The 19,940-nt window shown below is 41.6% G+C and carries 20 protein-coding genes; 11 read left to right on the top strand and 9 right to left on the bottom strand.

All coding sequences use genetic code 11. The features are described from left to right. Positions 1 to 101 precede the first annotated feature (101 nt). The 7 genes from VB732_RS22425 to VB732_RS22395 all read left to right on the top strand — a co-directional run bounded on the left by VB732_RS22425 (position 102) and on the right by VB732_RS22395 (position 5,018). The gene (locus VB732_RS22425; RefSeq protein ID WP_323233105.1) at positions 102 to 1,184 is read left to right on the top strand and encodes a glycosyl transferase; all 1,083 of its coding nucleotides are present in this window, start codon (positions 102 to 104) and stop codon (positions 1,182 to 1,184) included. Positions 1,185 to 1,229: 45 nt separating this feature from the next. Next, positions 1,230 to 1,643, top strand: coding sequence for a secondary thiamine-phosphate synthase enzyme YjbQ (locus VB732_RS22420; RefSeq protein ID WP_323233104.1), 414 nt, complete (start codon positions 1,230 to 1,232; stop codon positions 1,641 to 1,643). A gap of 312 nt (positions 1,644 to 1,955) precedes the next feature. Continuing rightward, positions 1,956 to 2,705 carry a hypothetical protein gene (locus VB732_RS22415; protein WP_323233103.1) on the top strand — a complete coding sequence of 250 codons (750 nt, stop codon included), beginning with the start codon at positions 1,956 to 1,958 and terminating at the stop codon, positions 2,703 to 2,705. 32 nt (positions 2,706 to 2,737) lie between these two features. Further along, complete coding sequence (locus tag VB732_RS22410) at positions 2,738 to 3,526, top strand: Nif3-like dinuclear metal center hexameric protein (protein ID WP_323233102.1); 789 nt, start codon at positions 2,738 to 2,740, stop codon at positions 3,524 to 3,526. Between the two features lie 270 nt (positions 3,527 to 3,796). Then, complete coding sequence (locus tag VB732_RS22405; RefSeq protein ID WP_323233101.1) at positions 3,797 to 4,015, top strand: hypothetical protein; 219 nt, start codon at positions 3,797 to 3,799, stop codon at positions 4,013 to 4,015. 320 nt (positions 4,016 to 4,335) lie between these two features. Beyond that, on the top strand, positions 4,336 to 4,488 hold the full coding sequence (locus tag VB732_RS22400; RefSeq protein ID WP_323233100.1) for a hypothetical protein: 153 nt from the start codon (positions 4,336 to 4,338) through the stop codon (positions 4,486 to 4,488). Between the two features lie 218 nt (positions 4,489 to 4,706). Next, the gene (locus VB732_RS22395; protein ID WP_012408115.1) at positions 4,707 to 5,018 is read left to right on the top strand and encodes a DUF6679 family protein; all 312 of its coding nucleotides are present in this window, start codon (positions 4,707 to 4,709) and stop codon (positions 5,016 to 5,018) included. Positions 5,019 to 5,096: 78 nt separating this feature from the next. Here the strand turns inward: VB732_RS22395 and VB732_RS22390 are convergent, their stop codons facing one another. From VB732_RS22390 to dnaG, 3 genes are all read right to left on the bottom strand, one after another. Continuing rightward, positions 5,097 to 6,764 carry an MBL fold metallo-hydrolase gene (locus VB732_RS22390; protein ID WP_323233099.1) on the bottom strand — a complete coding sequence of 556 codons (1,668 nt, stop codon included), beginning with the start codon at positions 6,762 to 6,764 and terminating at the stop codon, positions 5,097 to 5,099. A gap of 616 nt (positions 6,765 to 7,380) precedes the next feature. Beyond that, positions 7,381 to 7,848, bottom strand: coding sequence for a DUF29 domain-containing protein (locus VB732_RS22385; RefSeq protein WP_323233098.1), 468 nt, complete (start codon positions 7,846 to 7,848; stop codon positions 7,381 to 7,383). Between the two features lie 135 nt (positions 7,849 to 7,983). Next, positions 7,984 to 9,927 carry a DNA primase gene (gene dnaG / locus VB732_RS22380; RefSeq protein WP_323233097.1) on the bottom strand — a complete coding sequence of 648 codons (1,944 nt, stop codon included), beginning with the start codon at positions 9,925 to 9,927 and terminating at the stop codon, positions 7,984 to 7,986. Between the two features lie 141 nt (positions 9,928 to 10,068). Here dnaG and VB732_RS22375 point away from each other — a divergent pair, with 141 nt between their 5' ends. Then, positions 10,069 to 11,421 carry an N-acetylmuramoyl-L-alanine amidase gene (locus VB732_RS22375; protein WP_323233096.1) on the top strand — a complete coding sequence of 451 codons (1,353 nt, stop codon included), beginning with the start codon at positions 10,069 to 10,071 and terminating at the stop codon, positions 11,419 to 11,421. A gap of 247 nt (positions 11,422 to 11,668) precedes the next feature. Here the strand turns inward: VB732_RS22375 and rppB are convergent, their stop codons facing one another. Then, positions 11,669 to 13,069, bottom strand: coding sequence for a two-component system sensor histidine kinase RppB (gene rppB, locus VB732_RS22370; RefSeq protein WP_323233095.1), 1,401 nt, complete (start codon positions 13,067 to 13,069; stop codon positions 11,669 to 11,671). A gap of 73 nt (positions 13,070 to 13,142) precedes the next feature. On the opposite strand from rppB, the gene VB732_RS22365 reads away from it, so the two are divergent. Together VB732_RS22365 and VB732_RS22360 are read left to right on the top strand one after the other, a co-directional pair. After that, positions 13,143 to 13,724, top strand: coding sequence for a Crp/Fnr family transcriptional regulator (locus VB732_RS22365; RefSeq protein WP_323233094.1), 582 nt, complete (start codon positions 13,143 to 13,145; stop codon positions 13,722 to 13,724). Between the two features lie 70 nt (positions 13,725 to 13,794). Then, entirely contained in the window at positions 13,795 to 14,220 is a 426-nt protein-coding gene (locus VB732_RS22360) for an ester cyclase (protein ID WP_323233093.1), read from the top strand. Between the two features lie 114 nt (positions 14,221 to 14,334). Here VB732_RS22360 and VB732_RS22355 read toward each other — a convergent pair whose 3' ends face one another. From VB732_RS22355 to rppA, 3 genes are all read right to left on the bottom strand, one after another. Beyond that, positions 14,335 to 14,559 (bottom strand): type II toxin-antitoxin system HicA family toxin, encoded by a 225-nt coding sequence (locus tag VB732_RS22355; protein WP_086687205.1) that lies wholly within the window; start codon positions 14,557 to 14,559, stop codon positions 14,335 to 14,337. Beyond that, complete coding sequence (locus VB732_RS22350; RefSeq protein ID WP_086687204.1) at positions 14,556 to 14,759, bottom strand: type II toxin-antitoxin system HicB family antitoxin; 204 nt, start codon at positions 14,757 to 14,759, stop codon at positions 14,556 to 14,558. The genes VB732_RS22355 and VB732_RS22350 overlap by 4 nt, the downstream gene beginning before the upstream one ends. A 130-nt stretch (positions 14,760 to 14,889) precedes the next feature. Further along, a complete protein-coding gene (gene rppA / locus VB732_RS22345) occupies positions 14,890 to 15,594 on the bottom strand; it encodes a two-component system response regulator RppA (RefSeq protein ID WP_323233092.1) in 705 nt (234 codons plus the stop codon). A gap of 216 nt (positions 15,595 to 15,810) precedes the next feature. On the opposite strand from rppA, the gene VB732_RS22340 reads away from it, so the two are divergent. Further along, positions 15,811 to 16,125: a hypothetical protein gene (locus tag VB732_RS22340; RefSeq protein WP_323233091.1), complete on the top strand. Its 315-nt coding sequence runs from the start codon at positions 15,811 to 15,813 to the stop codon at positions 16,123 to 16,125. Here the strand turns inward: VB732_RS22340 and VB732_RS22335 are convergent. Both VB732_RS22335 and VB732_RS22330 read right to left on the bottom strand, forming a co-directional pair. Next, entirely contained in the window at positions 16,115 to 16,579 is a 465-nt protein-coding gene (locus tag VB732_RS22335) for a hypothetical protein (protein WP_323233090.1), read from the bottom strand. The genes VB732_RS22340 and VB732_RS22335 overlap by 11 nt on opposite strands. A gap of 57 nt (positions 16,580 to 16,636) precedes the next feature. Continuing rightward, positions 16,637 to 19,762 carry an efflux RND transporter permease subunit gene (locus VB732_RS22330; protein ID WP_323233089.1) on the bottom strand — a complete coding sequence of 1,042 codons (3,126 nt, stop codon included), beginning with the start codon at positions 19,760 to 19,762 and terminating at the stop codon, positions 16,637 to 16,639. Positions 19,763 to 19,940 lie beyond the last annotated feature (178 nt).

Genomic DNA, 19,940 nt, shown 5'->3' with positions numbered 1-19,940 from the left:
TTATAAGTTATCAGTCTGGGAATGGTGATTTTAACTCCTAACTCCTGTAGAGAGGCGATTAATCGCCTCTCTACTACTAACTACTAACTCCTACCTTTAAAATGGAACGCCCAATCTTATACTTAGCTATCACTAACCACGGCTTTGGACATGCTACCCGCATGGCTTCTGTCGCTGCAACAATTCAAAAATTATGCCCAGAAGTCCTGCTAATTCTCGTAACCACTGCCCCGCGTTGGTTGCTAGAGTGCTATATAGAAGGGGATTTTATCTATCGTCCTCGTGCATTTGATTTGGGTGTGGTGCAAAGCGATAGTTTGACAATGGATAAAGTAGCGACTTTAGAAAAGTTGCTAGATATTAAAAAACATCAAAATTCGCTGATTGCCTCCGAAGTAAATTTTATCCGCCAAAATCGCGTTGATCTCATTTTGGCAGATATTCCCTTTTTGACTCCTGGGTTTGCCAAAGGTGCAAATATCCCTTGCTGGATGATGAGTAACTTTGGCTGGGACTTTATCTATCGAGATTGGGGCGATGAATTTACAGCAGTTGCAGATTGGATTAGTGATTGGTACTCAAAGTGCGATCGCTTATTTCGTCTTCCTTTCCATGAACCAATGCAGGCTTTTCACAATATCACAGATGTCGGCTTAACAGGCGGTTCTCCCCGTCACTCTGCTGATGCTTTACGTTCTCTTTGGGGAATAACTGCACCTGTCGAAAAAACTATTTTATTGACCTTTGGCGGCTTGGGTTTGCAGCAAATTCCCTACGATAACCTGCGGCGATTCCCAGATTGGCAATTTATTGTGTTTGATCAATCTGCGCCTGATTTACCTAATTTAGTGAAAATTAATGACCGTAAATACCGCCCTGTAGATTTTATGCCGATTTGTGGGCGAGTTGTCTCTAAACCCGGTTTCAGTACTTTTGCTGAAGCCACACTATTAGGAGTACCTATTGTTACTATACCCCGTGAAGACTTCGCCGAAGCAGCTTTTATAATAGAAGGCATAACAAATCATAATCAACATCAAATCATCACCCCATCTGAGTTTTTTCAAGGCACTTGGGATTTTCTGGGTGAGTTACCCCAACTACCAAAGCAATCTCAACCAATAGCTAAGGATGGGAATGAAGCGATCGCTCATGCTATTCTCAATTATTTACAGACTGAGTAAAGTTATTCAAAACAATTTTACTGTCATCAACAATTACTGTTTTAAATGACTCATTACCAAAAGTTACTAAAAATTTCCACAACTGCCAAATCTTTTTACAACATCACCGCAAAAATTGAAGCCGCAGTTGCAGAATCGGGGGTTGAAACTGGTCTTTGTACTTTATTTTTGCGCCACACTTCAGCCAGTTTAGTTATCCAAGAAAATGCCGATCCTGATGTTTTGGTGGATCTAGCTAATTTTATGGCAAAACTCGTCCCAGAATCGGGTAAATATATCCACAATGCAGAAGGCCCCGATGATATGCCAGCACATATTCGTACCGCACTCACCCACACTTCTGAGCATATTCCTATTAATCGAGGTCATCTTGTACTGGGAACCTGGCAGGGAATTTATATCTGGGAACATCGCCAGCGCAGCCATTTAAGAGAGTTGGTTATCCACATTTCTGGATAACTGGCTTTCAAATTTGATTTCACAGTTATAGCGTTTCCCATTCAGATGCGATATTACAAGGCGTAGGGCGCGGCACTGCCGTGCCCTTACGGGTGTAACTTTGGATATAATCTCATCAACTCGCAGTGATATGATTACACAAATATTGCCGTGACGGTTTTGCAATTAAAATTATTTATGCAAAATTTAGATACACATTAACGTGTAAATTTGTAAATCTAAAAGTTAAGTTTGTTTTTACTGATTTAAAAATTTTCTATTTTCGATATACACTAATAGTTAGTGCAAGCTGTTTGGGTGATTTCAATTACTATGAAGCAAAAACTGACACCAACTCATACTTTTCAATATATTGATGAAATCCTTGCCCAACAGTCTATTAACTTGCTATCACTTAATCCCCACAAGCAAATAATTACCAGTTTTGCCGAATTAGAGAATTTAATTGTTAAAGAAAGCACCGATATTCAAATTATTACAACCCTTCAGGAAACTCTCGAATCTATAGTCCGTACTCAGTTACGAAACTTCCCAGAGAACATATTCTGGGATTTTGATTTTATGGTAAGTAGTATGCTCAGGCAGGCTTTGATTGCAGATGAGGGTGCTGTTGCCTTTTTAAAGCTTTTTGCTGAAAAGATGGTTTCTCTGATGGAAATGTTCGGAATTAATACAGAAATTCGCTTCCGTTACGTTCACGATTTTATGTATGGATTTGACTGGGCTAGGTGGGTACAAAAGGAGCCGCAAAATCGCGCATCTGTAGAGCCTTTTAGTCTAGTATTTTTAGATTATCTGCTCGTCAAAGGTAAAGAACTTGTACAACGAATTAATCATGGACAACTGGTATCTTATAAACTATGTGATACAGGCTACCGCAATCCTTTCACTTTTTCTCGTGAACCAAAAGATGAATACCGCCTGCTAACTTATCTAGCTGAAGAGCAACTTATCCCAATAACGATGTGGAATTGGAATGCTAGCCCAATATGGAACAAACCTTTCCAAGAAATGCGTCAGCAATTAGCATTAAAATTAAATATTCAACCACAGAAACACTAATTAGCGATTAAAAATTGCTGAACAGAATAATTATGAAAATTTCTGATTTAATTACTTGGTTTGAAGCATGGGCAAATCCCACCTGGTGCGAAAGCTGGGATAATTGTGGCTGGCAGATTGAACCAGGAGTTTTGCAGGAAAAAGCACGGGTTTTAGTATGCTTGACACCGACTTTGGCAGTAATGCAAGAAGCGATCGCTCTGAATGCTAATCTGATATTTGCCCATCATCCCTTGATTTTTAATCCTCTCAAATCTTTACGCACTGGTGAAGCGATCGCAGAAATGGTACGGTTAGCTTTTACCCAAAATATTGGTATTTACAGCGCCCACACCAATTTCGATCAAGTACAAGATGGGACTGCTGACGTTTTAGCTCAGATTTTAGAACTTAAAGAAGTTACCCCCATAGTACCGACACAAGGAGGCTTAGGATATGGTCGTGTTGGTTTCCTGGAGCCATTTTTAACACTACAGGAATTACTCACAACCATTCAAAAGCGACTTGCTCCCCCTAACTTGATTTTTTCCCCCAGTGCTGATTTACAGCAAACAATTTCACGAGTTGCTGTTTTGGGTGGTTCCGGGGCTGGTTACATTTCAGCCGTTGCTAAAACTGGTGCGACAGCTTATCTAACTTCTGATTGTAAGTTTCATCAGTTTCAAGAAAGCCGCGATTGTAATCTCATTTTAATCGATGCCGGACATTACGCTACCGAACGCCCAGCTTGCGATCGTTTGGTGCAAAAATTTCAGTCTTTAAACCTAGACTGGGTACAACTAAGTCAAACAGATGAAGATTTCCGCCAGTTTTTTGCTTGATTGGTTATCTTTCACTAGATTTTTTAGATGCTTGCCTAAAAGTTTTTCCACCTTGCCTACCACTATTAATACTTAAAAAGCTTGTATAAAAGTTTTATCGTATCTACTAAAAGTTATTATCATAAGTTGATGTTTTCTAGCATTTATGTGATGTGAATCACTGCTTACTTGTAATTATAATCACATTAAGACAATGTTCTGTATCAATTAGTTGCACAAGAAAATGTTCCACACTTGAGGTAACAAATTGTTTACCCTGCCCTAACCAAAATGATTCGCACAATCATTGAATCTGCTTTCCAAACTGGATATCTTAGTGTTGAATCTGAGGGTTTACTTCAGCAAGTACTGGCGACTAAATGCTATCAGCCAGAGGATTTGCCAGCCCTTGCAGCCCTATATGATGCAGTTCGTGCAGGTAAAATTAAACGAGAAGCATCCTCATCGAACGTGTTTATGGAATTTCCTCTACCACATAAATCTTGCTGATACTCCAGAAACATCAGAGGGACTGAGGAAAAGCTTGTGTAAAATTCTATTTACTACCATTTTGTACTTATTAAATCCTCTAAATATTTCTAAATTATATTTATCGGCATTTCTCTTGCCCCCTACTCCCTGCCCCCTGCTCCCTGCTCCCTGCCTCCTGCCCCCTACTCCCTGCCCCCTCATCAGGCAAAAAATCTTAAAAATTAAAAACTCTTTGGGTGTTGTTGTTGAAAACTATCAAGGTCAGCAGAAGAATGAGTTAAGATCAGATACAAGTGGGTAAAAGTAAAGCCGAGTCCCCGGACTTCCCAGAAATGCCAATGATTAAAAGTAGGGAAATTAAACAACCGCAATCCACGATTGTTTTGGAGTATTATTTATTACATAATGGTAAGAATGACTCACCAGGAAATATGACCTTGCTTAAGACAGGTTGCCAATTGTCTGACTTCTATGAAGCAGACATTGTGTAGAATAAGCCGCAAGGAGATGATTTCATTGCTAGAACAACCGTTGATTTATGACTCAAAACTTCTCGATATTTTGACAACTACAAGCAAATTTTGGGATTGGGTCATGAAGCTTACTTGTTCTTAAAGGTGAAATTCACCTCTTAAAGGTGTAATGTAATGGGGTAGAACCCAGATTTTGAAAGGTTTAACTACGTTGTTTAAAAAGGCAGAAACAATACATGCTACACCGCAAGATTTATCAACTGTGTTGCGATGGGCGCGAGGTATGTGTTTTCTTGCGGGACCAGCAACGCTGGATTGAACGCGCCCGCATCATAGACATAGAGGGAGATTTAGTTACCCTACGCTATGAAACAGAAGAAGAGGACGAAGTTTGTTCTTGGGAAGAAATGGTTCGCCTCGAGAGCATTGGTGCTGTAACGCAAAAACTGGCTTCAGTACCGCGCGGAAATGTGGAACCTCTGATGACTGAAGATTGTCCCGAAGCAGAGCGCATACACAACCGTTACACTGACTCGAATCCAGAATAATTTAGCGATTAGTCACTAGTCATTAGTCATTAGTCATTAGTCATTAATTAAAAATGACAAAGGGCGGCGGATTAATGACTATTGACTATCATTCAAGCCTTCAAAAGCAGGACAGTAACCTTCGAGAGTTACCTTAAAGTTATACAATGGCGAAGCTGGGTTCCAACATCTCTGCCCTCTTTGATGTCGGCAAGTACCGCAGCAGTCTACATCCGTCCATGTATAGCGATCGCTATTTTGGCTAAGAAGTTCTCGTTGAGACAATCCCCTTAAGACTAGTTCTTCACCTTGCCAACGAGCTTCGATTAAACCAGTATCGGCAAATTGCCGCCAACGCGGATCAGCAGTAATCATATTCGGTAGGGTGATTGTGATTACTGTTCCTAACTCTGTCAGTTCACCTTCATAGTTAGTTTCTGGTGCAGCCGGTTGTAAAAATGTGTCCCCAATAGGCAATTCTACTAAAGTGTTAGCCGCCGGAGAATGTATATGGTAACGGTTTTGCAACTCCTCTAAGCTAGTCAAGTCTGCTAAGTAAGCAGGAGAACCGTGAACAAAAATGACATGCTGGGGTCGCAAATTGTGAATTAGCTGCGTAGTACCAGGGCCATCGCTATGTTGAGCTAAGAGATAGGTTTCAACAGTGGTAGGCGCTAAATATTCTTTATTAACTTTTATATCAATTTTTTCGGGAAGAAGGATCAGCCAAGGGCCTGTATCTAGTTGGCAATGCTTGTTCAAATCATCTGTAGAGTCGGTGAGGACAATACAAGGTGACTTGCCCACTGTGGGACGATGTTCTGCCTGTAAACGACGCACGCGAGGACGTACCCGTTCATCCCAGAATAAGGGTTGATGGCGGGCAAAATTCTGTACAGATGGGGGAAGGTGGGGTAATAGTTCTAGATATGCATCACAACCAGTAGCAACAGCACCATCTACCCAGATATCTAAATCTCGTCCGGTGAAGTGGTGATGAGAGCGTAATAGCATTAGCATCTCTTGTCCCAATCCTAATGCAGGAGTGGGCAGGATGACAGAACAATGGTCAGCGATCGCGCGATTAATTCGCTCTGCTAGCTGATTTTCTTGGTTGCGGCGGTGAGGATGACGGGATGTGCCATAACTACCTTCAATGATTAGCACATCCAAATCTAAGCCCCGCAGTTCTTCTAAACGCAAACCTTCTACCAAGCGGGAGTTAGATAAGAAAAAATCTCCCGTGTACAGTAACTTGTAGGTACGCTGCTTGGTAGTGTAGGTAAGGAGAATTGCCACTGCCCCTGGCAGATGCCCGGCGGGAAATAATTCTGCTACCAAACCATCTTGGAATTCTACAGGCGATCGCAACGGCAAAGCATGACAAAATTTGGAAATTTCCTCAGCATCTTCGTTTAGCCAATTCAGTGGCAGTAACTTACTAGTTACTTCGCTACCATAAATAGGTAACTTGGGAAAAGCTTTATGCAGTGCCAGTAAGCCCCTAGCATGATCTGGGTGGGCATGACTAATCAAAACTAAATCTGCTGGCAGGGGCGAACTAGATTTCCCTTCCGACTTCGTAAGCCCCTTAGCCAGCGATGAAATATCCTCCATACCACAATCTAATAGAATGCGGTGTGGGCCCATCTTCACCAGTAAACACACGCCCTCATTGTCATGCTGGACACTATAGGGCAAACATTCTAATTCACTACCCGCCTCCACAGCATCTACGCTAGAGGATGCCGACAGATTATCCCTCATGCTCTCCTCCCCTCAAACCTCATGATAGACATATCCCAAAAGCCAAAAATTACACAAATTTTGGTTTTGTGACTTAGGGGTAAGTTTTATAGTGCGCCCCTACACCCTGAGAATACAAATTTTGATTGGGGAGGACACCTTTCCGAACCCGCACTGCTTCGGAAAGGTGGGCTAACTAAAAGCCATCAAACTAGGAGCTAAAGGAGTTTGCCTGTTATATGTATTTTCCCTTTGCAAGTTCTGAGCTATCTTAGCTAACTCACCCTACGCGAAGCCGCATCTACAGATTGAACTCAATGTGCAGAGCCATTTCCGTGATAGTTATCGGAATCATAGAACCCATTTTTCGTGCCAAAAAATAAGCACGAAAGTGTGAATATAACTGTTAATCCAGCTAGAATCAGCTTTACATCCATTTTCTTGCTGCCCTTTATTCAAGACTTTCTTATATTAATTTAGTGCTTCCGCAATAAAATGTAATCACTAGAAAATCTTTACTATGCTTATGTTGATTGGGCAATAAGTAAATTTACCGTAATCAGTCAGATTGTAAAACCTTTCGGTTCACCTGTCTATCCATTTAGATGTAAAGCAATGTAACAGTAAGAGCAATCCTCTACAAACCGTAAAAATCCTCATCTAGAATCTGGTCAATCGAAAAAGGACATACGGTGGGATACTCACTTTCTTGGGGTATGCGAACCCCAAACTTAGCTAGCTTGCTTTCTTTAATCCCTAGCTTGCGAGCGTCTGGGTAGGCTTTTTCCACTGCTTCTAACAGAAAACTTTTTAGAGAAGGAGTATCTGCTAAATTATTCAGAACTCGCTGACGATGTTCAAGTATTGAGCTAAACCAGCTTCCTTTTATACTATCGGGTACATCATGCTGAACTCGCAACTTGAGTAAATGCGCCAACAGAATTGTCAGATTGCTTTTCAGAGCATTTTTCTCTGCCTTACCCAAATCAACTAGCTCCTCAATCAAATGCTCAATATCCAACGCCTCAAATTCATGATTTTGTAATTGTTGAATGGTTTGCTCAATCCATAATTGCAAATCTTGATCGTATAGCGTGTTAGGCATTTTTCAGATCAACTCCTAGTGATTTAAGATTCCAGTTAGCCCCGAAACCTGATTCGATGATAGCGACGAAAGCGATCGCACATCCAACGCCTACCTGATTTTTTAGATAAATAGACTCCCTGCGTAGGATGTTATCTATAACAAGTCTGTGATAGAAAATAGTCGTTGCCTGTCTATTTTCTGAAGCTTAATTTTTTCGGCGTAGAAAGCCTGATAATAAGATTGATAACGCTCTGGTTCGGCTTCTGGATCGGTTTGTTGCCATAGTTCCAAAAAGTGACGATAGCGTTTTTCAAGCATGACTAAATCCATGCAAGCGATCGCAGCTTGAACTACTTGCGGAGTCCGAAGTATTTCTTTTTGGTTTTTTTCACTTACATGAAATAAATGGGAAATTAGCCCCATTTCGCTGCTAAATTCTAAAAAATGGTCTTGCAAGCGGGAAATTAAATCTGGTTGAGACGCAAAATCTTTCGTCTCTCCATCACCGGATGAAATTTCTAAAATCTGTTGCCATAAAAAGCGGTGGTGGGAAAGGCTAAATTGCAAATCTCGCTCCTCTAGTTCGCCGATAATCGCTTGACGCTGTTCAGGACAATGTAAGTAAATTCGCAGTAATAACGCCTCTGCGTGTTCTAAAAGACTGCGTTCTGTAGGAAGCGGAGACTGAGAAACTTGGCTACTTCCCCATGCTTTTTTTGCTGATACAGGCTTAGTGTATGCAGCCGCAGCCGGAGCAATTTGAGTTAGCAGATTTTCGACTCTCAGGGGTATAAGTCTGGTATCTCCCAAGCTGAGTATTTCGGCACAGTAGGAAACGTAATAATTTCGTGTATCGCTGTTAGCTATATTTTTAAGTAATTTAACTAATTGCTGAGTTACCTGCTGAAAATCAGTAGCCTGTTTTAAATCTCGATCTTGAATAATTTGCTGAATTTGCCAGTCTAACCAAAGTGGCGCATTTTTTAGCAGTTCTCCATAATCTTCTGGAGTGTGGCTATGCAAATATTCATCAGCATCTTTACCATCTGGTAAATTCAGAATTTTTAGTTGAACTTCGCCCTTGTATGCTAATTCAGCAATTTCACCGATCGCACGTTCGGCGGCATTGGTTCCAGCTTTATCAGCATCAAAGTTGAGTACTAATTGTTTCGATTCGGTATAGCGTAATATCAGCCGCACTTGTTCTAAGCTTAAAGCTGTACCGAGGGAGGCGACGGCGTTATTAATACCAGCAGCGTGGAGAGCGATCGCATCAAAATATCCCTCTACCACCACAGCTTGATCGAGTTGGGAAATTCCACCTTTGGCTTGATCGAGGGCAAATAATGTTTTACCTTTACTAAAAAGTTCGGTTTCGGGTGAATTCAAATATTTAGGTTGTTCATCCGTGAGAGTTCTGCCACCAAAGGCAATGACACGCCCTTGAACATCGCGGATGGGAATCATTAAGCGATCGCGGAATACATCATAATAACCGCCTCCTTCCTTACGTGGCTTAATCAATCCCGCTTTTTCTAGGATCTGCGCTGGGTAATGTTTATCTTTTACTAGATAACGATAAAGAGTTTCCCAACCTGCGGGGGCATAACCTAAGCCAAATTGCTGTATAGTTTCCTCTTTGAGTTGGCGGTTAGATTGCAAATATTGAAGCGCCTGTTGCCCTTGTGATTGTCTCAGGGCGTGTTGATAAAACTGTGCTGAGGAAGCGAGAACTTCATATAACTGCTCACGCAAAGATAGCTGACGCTGTAATTCTTGGCGTTGTTCGGGTTCGAGGGTTTGTACAGGTACTTGGTAACGCCGTGCTAAATCCAAGACTACATCAGCAAAAGAGCGCTTCCCCAACTCCATGACAAACTTAATGGCATTTCCCGCAGCTTGACAGCCGAAGCAATAGTACATTTGCTTAGTTTGGCTGACGGTGAAACTAGGAGATTTTTCATCATGGAAAGGGCATAAACCGACAAAATCCTTTCCGCGTTTGCGTAAAACTACGTATTCGGATACAACATCTACAATATCAGCCCGTAGTTTAACTTCTTCAATTGTGTCTGGGTGCAAGCGGGGAATTTGCATTCTAGTCTATTTATCAATTCATGGGTTAGTAGTTAACACTGCGGTGCGTTTCCCAACTGATAGCTATTATATTCTTGTTGCTAGACCAAGAATGATTTATAGAATTGCTTACATTTAATTTTATCAGAGGAAATACTTAAAATGGGGCGTATTTTTATTTCAGCAGCTCACGGAGGCAAAGAAGCCAGAGGAATCGATCCAGGTGCGATCGCAGGTGGTACAACTGAAGCGAAAGAGATGATTCTGCTGCGGGATTTGATTGTAACGGAATTGAGGGCGCGGAATGTGGAAATTTTGGCAGTTCCCGACGACTTGAGTGCCGCCCAAACTATCACCTGGATCAATTCTCGCGGCCGACGGGGTGATGTTGCTTTAGAAATTGAAGCTAATGCGGCTAACAGCCCTTCTGTGCGTGGGGCTAGCGTCTTTTATATTGCGAATAATAGCGATCGCAGAAGCAATGCTGAACAGTTGCTAGTGGCGTTGTTGCGCCGTGTACCCCAATTACCGAATCGGGGAGTTAAGCCAGATACAAATAGCGGTTTGGGTAGTTTAGCATTCTGTCGCCAGACAACGCTTCCAGCTTTGGTGATGCAAGTGGGGTTTCTCAGCAATCCAGAAGATCGGGCTTTGCTGCAAAGTCGCCGCCGCGATTTTGCTTTGGGGATTGCCGATGGATTAGTAACTTGGAGTCGTGTAATTGACCCAACTCCCGGAACTCCAACCGAACCAAATTATCCGCCAATTAATATTAATATTAATGGGCAAAGTTACTCAGAGCAAGGAGTTTTAGTTAATGGAAATGCTTACATTCCCATTGATTTAGTAGATCGTCTACGGATTGACCTTACAAAAGCGGCTAATGTTAATCGAATTACCTATCGCAAAATAGTTTATGTTAAAGCTATTGAACTGCGAGATTTTAATGTCGCGGTCAGTTGGGATGCTGCAACTCGGACTGTTAGTTTACGCTCAAATTTGATGGTTTGCCCTGGTCAATTTGAGCGGGTGATGTCGAACGGTAATACTTCAGAAGTACAGTTACAATTATTTCTGAGAAACAATAATCAAAATGCTTTGGTAAGGTTTCCTGACATCCCAAAACTTTATCGGGAAGAGGCAGGAATAGAAGGAGTTAACTATGATATTGCCTTTTGCCAAATGTGTGTAGAAACTGGATTTTTACAGTTTGGTGGTGATATTAGACCTGAGCAAAATAACTTTGCAGGCTTAGGTGCGATCGGTGGTGGTTCTGAGGCTGCGTCTTTTCCCAGTGCCAGAATTGGAGTGAGGGCGCACATCCAACATTTGAAAGCTTACGCTAGTTTAGAACCTTTGGTACAGGAAGTAGTCGATCCACGGTTTCGCTTTGTTACACGTGGGATTGCGCCATTAATTGATCAGTTATCAGGGCGGTGGTCAGCAGATTTAGATTATGGTGCAAGGATTTCAGCAATGGTTAAACGATTATATGAATCAGCAGGACTTCTTTGAGTTTTGATTAAATAAACTTAGACTAGTACACCACGGCGTAAATACAGCAACCTCTTAAAACTATAAAAAGCTTATTCAATTAGGACTTACGCAAAATATCTCTCAAACTTTTATTTCTCCGTGTCCTTTGTGTCCTTTGCGGTTCGTTTTTTCATAATTTTGCGTGAGTCCTATAACACTCTTCTAAAGTGACTGTAGCAAGACAATGACTGTGGGAATCATAACTATTTATGCGGACATAATATTGTCAATGCGAACGATGGTATAGCATTTTAAATGGGTAAATAGAGCGTACACTATCGAGTGGACGGACATCGAAGGGTAACTTAATAGTAAAAGTGGTACCTTTGCCGAATTCACTTTGCACATCTATGCTGCCGTGATGTGCCAAAATAATTGCTTGCGCGATCGCTAATCCTAATCCAGAACCACCAGTGCTACGAGAGCGATCGCTATTCACTCGATAGAAGCGGTCAAAAATCCGAGTCAAATCTTGCTGTGGAATACCAATACCAGTATCTTGAACCTGAATCACAGCATAATGTTCACTACGATCTAAGCAAACAGTCACCTTTCCTTTTAGTGGCGTGTATTGAATTGCATTGATGATTAAGTTAGAAAACAAGCGATAAAGCTGATCTACGTTACCAATGACATTCAAAGGAGTTGATAGGCGTACACAAGATGTCAGCGTTACACCTGCTGCGATCGCTAATGCTGCAAATTCCTCTATTAAGTCATTAATAATATCATCCAAGCAACAAATGTCTCGTTGCATTGGCACAGATTGACGATCCAGGCGAGTCAGTAGCAGTAAATCTGTAACCAGAGTTGTGAGTCGCTGATTTTGACGGTGTAGGGTTTGTAGAATGTCTCGCGCTTCTGTTTCATCTAATTGAGGCATCATCAGCGCGGATTCTACTGTCGCTTGTGTTGCTGCTAGAGGTGTCCGCAATTCGTGTGCGGCATCTGCTGTAAACTGTTGGACTTGTTTATATGAGCGATAAATTGGCTGCATTGCCAATCCTGCTAACCACCAACTAGCAAAACCAACCAAACCCATTACAATTGGTAATCCCACTGCTAAAGTGAGTTTTACCGCAGTCAGATAACTATTAAAATCCGCAAGACTTCGCCCTACTTGGATGTAACCCCAATCGAGATTTTCTTGGGTGTGCAGCACAAAAGAAATTTGATGATAAGAGTTGCCTTTGCTGTCTTTAAGGGTTTGCCAAAGTTCCTTGTTAAAGACTATAGGTAATTCGTCTGGATAAGTCCCTGCGATCGCAATTAAGCTTCCTGAATTATTGAAAAAACGAACATAATAATTGCTTTGATTGATAGCGCTTAAAATATGGCGTTTGGAAATTGATTGTTCTTGAATACAACTTTGACCAACTACACAAATATTAGGTAAAAGTTGCTGTATGACTGGTTCCAATTGACCAGGTTTTTGTAATTTTAACTCAATAGTATCGTGTAAGGTTCCTGCCACAGATTCCAGTTCTCGGTCTAATGTCATCCAATGGGCATGAGAAATTGCTCTGTAGATGCCGAATCCGCACAAGCTTAAAATCAAAGCCATGACAAGCGCATACCACAGCGCTAAACGTAGGCGGGTTTGCTGAAATAGTTTATTCTGATTCATAAGAAGATATTGTAAGCAGCCGTGCAGTTTCAACCTGTGAACCTGTAATTATCCTAGTGCGATCGCATTCCCCATGTTTGAACAATTTTCCGAATTCATCCAGCAATTTCTACCTGAATTTAAAATTGAATTAATGCGGATTGAGCCGCTTCTAAAGACAGTAAAGATTCAAAAGGGAGAATTCTTGTTTCATGAGGGTGATGTTTGTGAGTTTCTCGGCTTGACATTAAAAGGTTGTCTGAGAACATTTTTCCTCAAAGACGGAAAAGAATTGACATTGTTCTTCCATCTGGAAAATCAACCGCTAGGTGACTACGAGAGTTTTCGCAAGCAACAACCCGCGTGTTTTTCTTGCCAAGCAATTGAAGATTCTGAGGTGCTGATCGTTAGCAATGAGTTGTTTCAAGTTTTTGAACTAGCTCCTGAAGGTCAAAAATTCTTGAGACTCCATGCAGAGAGCCTTGCATTTATGCTACGAGATAAACTGCTTTCTCTTTTTAAAGACACGCCTGAACAGCGCTATCTCAAACTTCTTCAAACTGAAGCTGAACTTTTACAGCGCATTCCTCAATACTATATAGCGTCCTATCTCGGTGTTGAACCAGAGTCTTTGAGCCGATTAAAACGAAGAATTCAAAAAAAGGCAATTTCTTAACCTAAGTCAATGTAAACGGTAATTTTGCCAGCTAAATTTACAAGAAGTCATTGAAAAAACAAGAAGCTGTATGTCTTTAGCACATAATAAATCCATTGTTCTGCAAGCTTACAAAGCTTTTGATTTAGGTGATATTGAACAAGGGAAAAGGTTAGTTTCCCCAGATATTATCGGTTGCGTGATGGGAAGTCATAAACTCAAAGGTGTTGATGCTTTCTTTGAGTATGCATTAATGATGCGTGTGGCTTTTACAGATGGTTATCATACTTTTGAAGATGTGATTGCTGAAGAAAATCAAGTTGTGACTCGTGGGATTTTTTGTGGAACTCACCAAGGGGAATTTATGGGTATTCCGCCAACTGGTAAACAGGTTAAATTCTCAGTTGTGCATATAGATCATGTTATAAATAGCAAAATTGTAGAACATTGGGGTCAAGGTGACACAATGGCTTTAATACAGCAATTAGGAGTAGTAATATCACCGAAACATTTCTGAGTATTATATTGCACTTTTTAAAACAGCAGTTGTATTAACTCAAAATTAAAGAGATTTTGGTAAAATGGTGAGTTTGCAAATAGGAGATTAGATGTAACAATTAGTGATTTTTTACTAATCAGTTTTCCACTCAGATTCGGGAATATCTGCACCTATCATGATATTACGCAAAGTCCCAATTGGCAGATTCCGACCTTTATGATAGGGCACAATTACTTGTAGTTGGCGATCGCCATTTCGCCATTTACGATGGCTACCTTTTTGAGAAATAAGCTCGAATCCGTAGTTTTGTAAAATTCTTTCAACCTCATCTGCATTCATTCGTCGGGTACGAGTCATCCTACCGTAACCTCGCGGGATATTGCTCCTGGTGCTAATTGAATTGGATCGGCTTCCAAATATAATTGAATTGCCTCGCGGATATTTTCTAAAGCTTCTTCTTCCGTATCACCCGCAGATGTACAACCAGGTAATTCGGGACACCAAACAGCCCATTCTCCGGTTTCTTGATCAGGTTCGAGAATTACTCGCCACTTCATAGTCAATACGCTTCCTTGAAATTTATTTAACAGTTATAGCTATTTTTGAGTGTAACGGAATCTAAAATATATGAATCACTCTGTTCCACTCCCAATGACATACCTTGAAATTTTCACAGCGATCGCGCTTTTATGGAATTTCATCAGTAAAATTGAGACGATATCCCATCCCATGCAAAGTTTCAATTATGTTTTCGCAGCCACTATTAGCTAGTTTGCGACGCAGTAACCGCATTTGAGCAGCTACCACATTACTAACTGGTTCTGCACTTACTTCCCAAAGCTGATTACGAATTTGTTCTGTAGTAACAATTTGGTTTGGGTGCTTCATAAAATATTCTAGTAACTGGAATTCTTTATTTGTTAGGGGAATCTGTTGTTTATTTCCCCCAGCATTCTGACTAACAACTAAATTATTGCCGTAATCTAAACTTAGGTTGCCAACAGTTAATTCCTGGGGCTGAAATTGGGGCGATCGCCTCTGTAATGCTCGCAATCTTGCTAACAATTCGGCCATCCCAAATGGCTTTACTAAATAGTCATCTGCGCCAGCATCTAACCCTGCAACTTTATCTTCCATGCTGTCTTTGGCTGTTAGCATCAACACAGGCAAAGGATTTTTATGGGAGCGTAACCGTTTGCACAATTCTAATCCTGATATTCCTGGTAGCATCCAATCGAAAATAGCTAGTGTGTATTGTGTCCAGCTATTTTCTAAATATGCCCATGCATCTGTACCATCCAGTACCCAATCTACTAAGTACTTGTGTTGGGTAAGAGTTCGCTTAATGGCATCACCTAAATCTGCTTCATCTTCTACTAGTAGCACTCGCATAAACTTGATCCATAAAAATAATTCGTAATTGAATTAGTCAACCTTAAATTGTAGTGACTGTCTTAAAAATCAAGCGATTGTTAACAAAAAAGCGGGATTGGGAGCATTAAAGGAACTGGAGAACGCTACGCACTGATTCGGTGGTGTTTGGAAGGATAGACTTAAGCCAAAAATGTCAAGGCGTAAGCCGTCACAGCCTGGGTGAAACACAGAAACGTGAAAGCGGAAGCTCTTACAGGGAAGACGGAAGTTGCTACAGCCTGCGCGAAACACGGAAACGTGAAAGCGGAAGCTCTTACAGAGAAGACGGAAGTTGCTAAAGCCTGCGCGAAACACGGAAACGTGAAGGCGGAAGCTCTTACAGGGAAGGCGGAAGTTGCTACAGCCTGCGCGAAACACAGAAACGTGAAGACGGAAGCTCCTACAGCCTACGCAAAACGTAGAAGAAACATCCAGGTTTTGGTGGACATTGCTTATTCAAATCCTTCTGCCATCTGCCTTATTTCAATCTTACTAACAGTTACCGATTAAAATTAAAACGGCCATCTGCTTTTTTACCTTGAATATCTGCATTAACTTTCACCTGATATTGACCATTCATTTTTTCTTTTAATAAACCTGCGTAATGTTTATCTTTTGCATCATAAAACAAAGGAACTGTTTTTTGTGTTCCATCAGGTAACTGAATTTGAGCCGTAACTTTGGCATTAGGTATTGCCTCATGATTGTCTCCTCTTTGTAGATAGAAATCTAGATGAGTGCCATTAGTCTCTTTAACTGGGACAAATTCTAAATGGTAAGCTCCTGTCTCTACAGTTCGTCCTCCATGAGATTTGCCATGCTGTCCCTCTCCTTTAAGAATAGGTGACGCTGAGGGTTGAGTATTTGGGCTAGTATTAGCTGCTTGATTATTGTTACTACAAGCTCCCAAGAAAAGTAGTCCTGCACTTGCAATAATAATCAAACTAGATTTGATTGATTTCATCAGTTTACTCCTGGAAATTATTGATAATTGAGACAAAATTTTTAATTTTTAGAATGGCTACCAGTCAAATGCTGTTCCAATAGTGCTGCTATTCTCTCCATCTGATAGAGTTTGTTTAGGCATCAAGAATTTACCAAACTGGGCATATGATGCGGGTAATACCAATAATGTTAAAGCTGTAGAAGTAAATAATCCTCCTAACACTACTATGGCAAGTGGTTGCAAGATTTCTTTCCCTGCACCTGTGCCAATTACTAAAGGAATCATTCCCAAAGCTGAAGTTAAAGCCGTCATCAAAATGGCAACTAAGCGTTCCATTGAACCGTCAAAAATAACTTGTTTTAAAGGCATTCCCTGTGCCAATTTGTTGTTGTAGTTGTCTACTAACAGCAATCCGTTGCGGGTAGCTACACCAAATAGGGTAATAAATCCTACTAAGGAAGCAACAGAGATAATCCCACCTCCCAAAGCAATGGAAAATATACCTCCTACCAACGCGAGAGGTAGGTTAATCATAATCATCAACATGGCAGTCACAGATTTAACTGCGAAGTACATTAAAACTGCGATGACAACAATTGCCAGTCCTCCAAATACCAATAGATTTTGCGTAGCTCGTTGCTCTGATTCAAACTGACCACCGTATTGAATAAAATAACCTGTGGGTAATTGGATTGCTTGACTGACTTTAGTTTGAATTTCTTCTACCGCAGAACCCAAATCTCGACCGGAGACATTAGCAGAAACAACAATCAAGCGTGAGACATTTTCCCGGTTAATTGTGTTGGGGCCAGTTCCATAATTAATGCTGGCCACCTGCGCTAAAGGAATTTTTTGCCCTGTGGGGGTATCTACTAGTAAGTTGCGGATGACATCTAAGTTGTTGCGTGATTCTGGCTGCAACCAAACTACAAGGTCAAATAATTGTTGCCCTTCGAGTACTTGAGAAACAACTCGCCCATTGAGTGCGGTTTCTAGCATTTCAGTGAGTTGACCTACAGTTAAGCCATAACGCGCTGCGGCTTCCCGGTTAAATTGAATTTGTACCTGTTTAATGGGGACTTGGGGTTCGAGTTGTAAGTCTACGATTCCTGAAATACCTGTCATAGCAGCCTGAACTTCAGATCCAATGTGGCGTAATTCTGCTAAATCAGGGCCAAATATTTTAACTGCGATCGCACTTCTTACCCCTGATAATACCTCATCCATGCGGTGTGAGATAAAGCCGCCAATATTGGAAGCGACTCCAGGTATCTTACCAAACTCCTGCCGCAGCTTTTCAATACTCCCTTGCCGATCTTTTAAGCCTTCTGCACTCAATTCCACATCTAAATGTCCCAAATTCACCCCACCTGCATCCGCATCACCAGCCGCGCGTCCGGCTCGTAATTGCACCGTCTTAAATCGCTTGTCGTCTTTAAGCGCATCTTCCAACGCAAATCCGACTTGGTTTGTCGCCTCCAGAGAACTCCCTGGATAAAGCAAAACTGTGTTCACTAAGGATGGTTCTTGAAATTCTGGCAAAAATACCCTTCCCAAACTCGGTAAAATTACCAAAGAAGCTACTAAGGATGCACCCGCCACTGCCAAAATAATTGTGGGGAAACGGATGGAAAAATTTACAAGAGGTCGATAAATTCGTTGTGATAAGGCACTTATCCAGGTATCATCGGCTGGTAATTGTCGATTTGCTAGCAAAATCGCACAAAGTGCCGGAGATAAAGTCATTGCCACTAAGGTAGAAGCAAAAATTGATACTAGATAGGCAACACCCATTGGCGCAAATATCCGACCTTCTACACCTGTAAGGGTGAAAATTGGGGCAAAGACAACGCCAATAATTATCGTTGAAAAAATAACGCTGACTCTAACTTCTACAGAAGTATCATAAACAACCTTAAATGGATGCACCGGATTGCTTGCTACTTGGTTCTTGCGTAGACCCCGGTAACAGTTTTCCATATCTACAATTGAGTCATCCACGACTGAACCAATGGCAACAGCCAATCCTCCCAGGGTCATCGTGTTGATACCTTGGCCAAATAAGCCCAGAATCATCATGCCAATCAGGACTGATAAAGGAATGGCGCTGAGGGTAATAATCGCGGTGCGCCAGTTCATTAAAAACATCAACAAGATGATGGAAACGATGATAATGCCATCGCGCAGAGAACTGGTAACGTTTTCAATCGCAGCTTCAATAAAGCTTTCTTGGCGGAAAGTTTCTGTGACTTTAACATCTTTGGGTAAGCTAGATTTGACTTCTGCGATCGCCTTTTCAACTGCTCTCGTAACTGTGGGAGTATCATTTTGTGGCTGCTTGTTGACCATCACTACAATTGCTGGTTGACCATTCAAACTGCCATCGCCACGTTTTAAGCCGGCTCCAATGCTGACATCTGCCACATCTTGCAACAGTACAGGCGTTCCGTTACGTGCCGTTATTGCAGATTTACCCAATTGCTCAATTGACTCGATGCGCCCTAAGCCACGAATAATTAACTCTTGGTCTGGATTGACCAAAAAGCCACCCGCAGCATTGACGTTAGCTCCTCTAGCCGCAGATGTGACTTCATCTAAGGTGACATTGAAAGCTTTTAATTTCGCTGGATTCACCAATATCTGATACTGACGAACATCACCACCATAAACAATTACTTGAGAAATCCCCGGTACAGCTAGCAATCTATTGGTAACATCCCGGTCAATTAAGCGCCGCACTTCCATAAGTGGGGTTGTTTCAGCAGTAAAGGCGTACTGTAAAACTGTGCCAATGGGGGAAGAGATGGGCGAAATTTGCGGATTTTCTACGCCCTCTGGTAATTTTTGTATTACCTGCTGTAATCGTTCTGTTACTAGTTGACGGGCTTGATAAACATCAGTCCCCCATTTAAAGATGACTTTGACAACGGAAATGCTGACAGCAGAGGAAGAACGTACCGTTTCTACTCCTGGTGTACCATTAACGGCGCTTTCAATTGGTAAGGTAATTAGTGTTTCAACTTCTTCTGGTGCTAGTCCTGGGGCTTCGGTTTGAATTTCAACTTGGGGCGGGGCGAAGTCAGGGAATACATCTAGGGGCATTTGGGTGAGGTTATATGTACCCCAAATTGTGACTACTATTGCGAGTAGCACGACTATCCAGCGTTGGATGATTGACCACTTGAGGATGGTATTGAGCATATTTTAAACGCAAAGGGACGCAAAGGGAAGCGCAGAGGTACGCGGAGGTTTATTGAGGGGGGGCTGAGGATTGGGAGTTGCGATTGATTATTGGTGTTTCTGGTGCTGGTGTTAAACGGGATTGAGTGCGGCGGTTAGCGCAGTAAGTACCGCCGATAAAGCCTACAATGCCTAATAC

It is taken from the genome of Nostoc sp. UHCC 0252, assembly GCF_034931145.1.
GTDB lineage: Bacteria > Cyanobacteriota > Cyanobacteriia > Cyanobacteriales > Nostocaceae > Nostoc.
The sequence above is the reverse complement of the archived record's forward strand: the minus strand, read 5'-3'. Positions and strand labels throughout refer to the sequence as shown.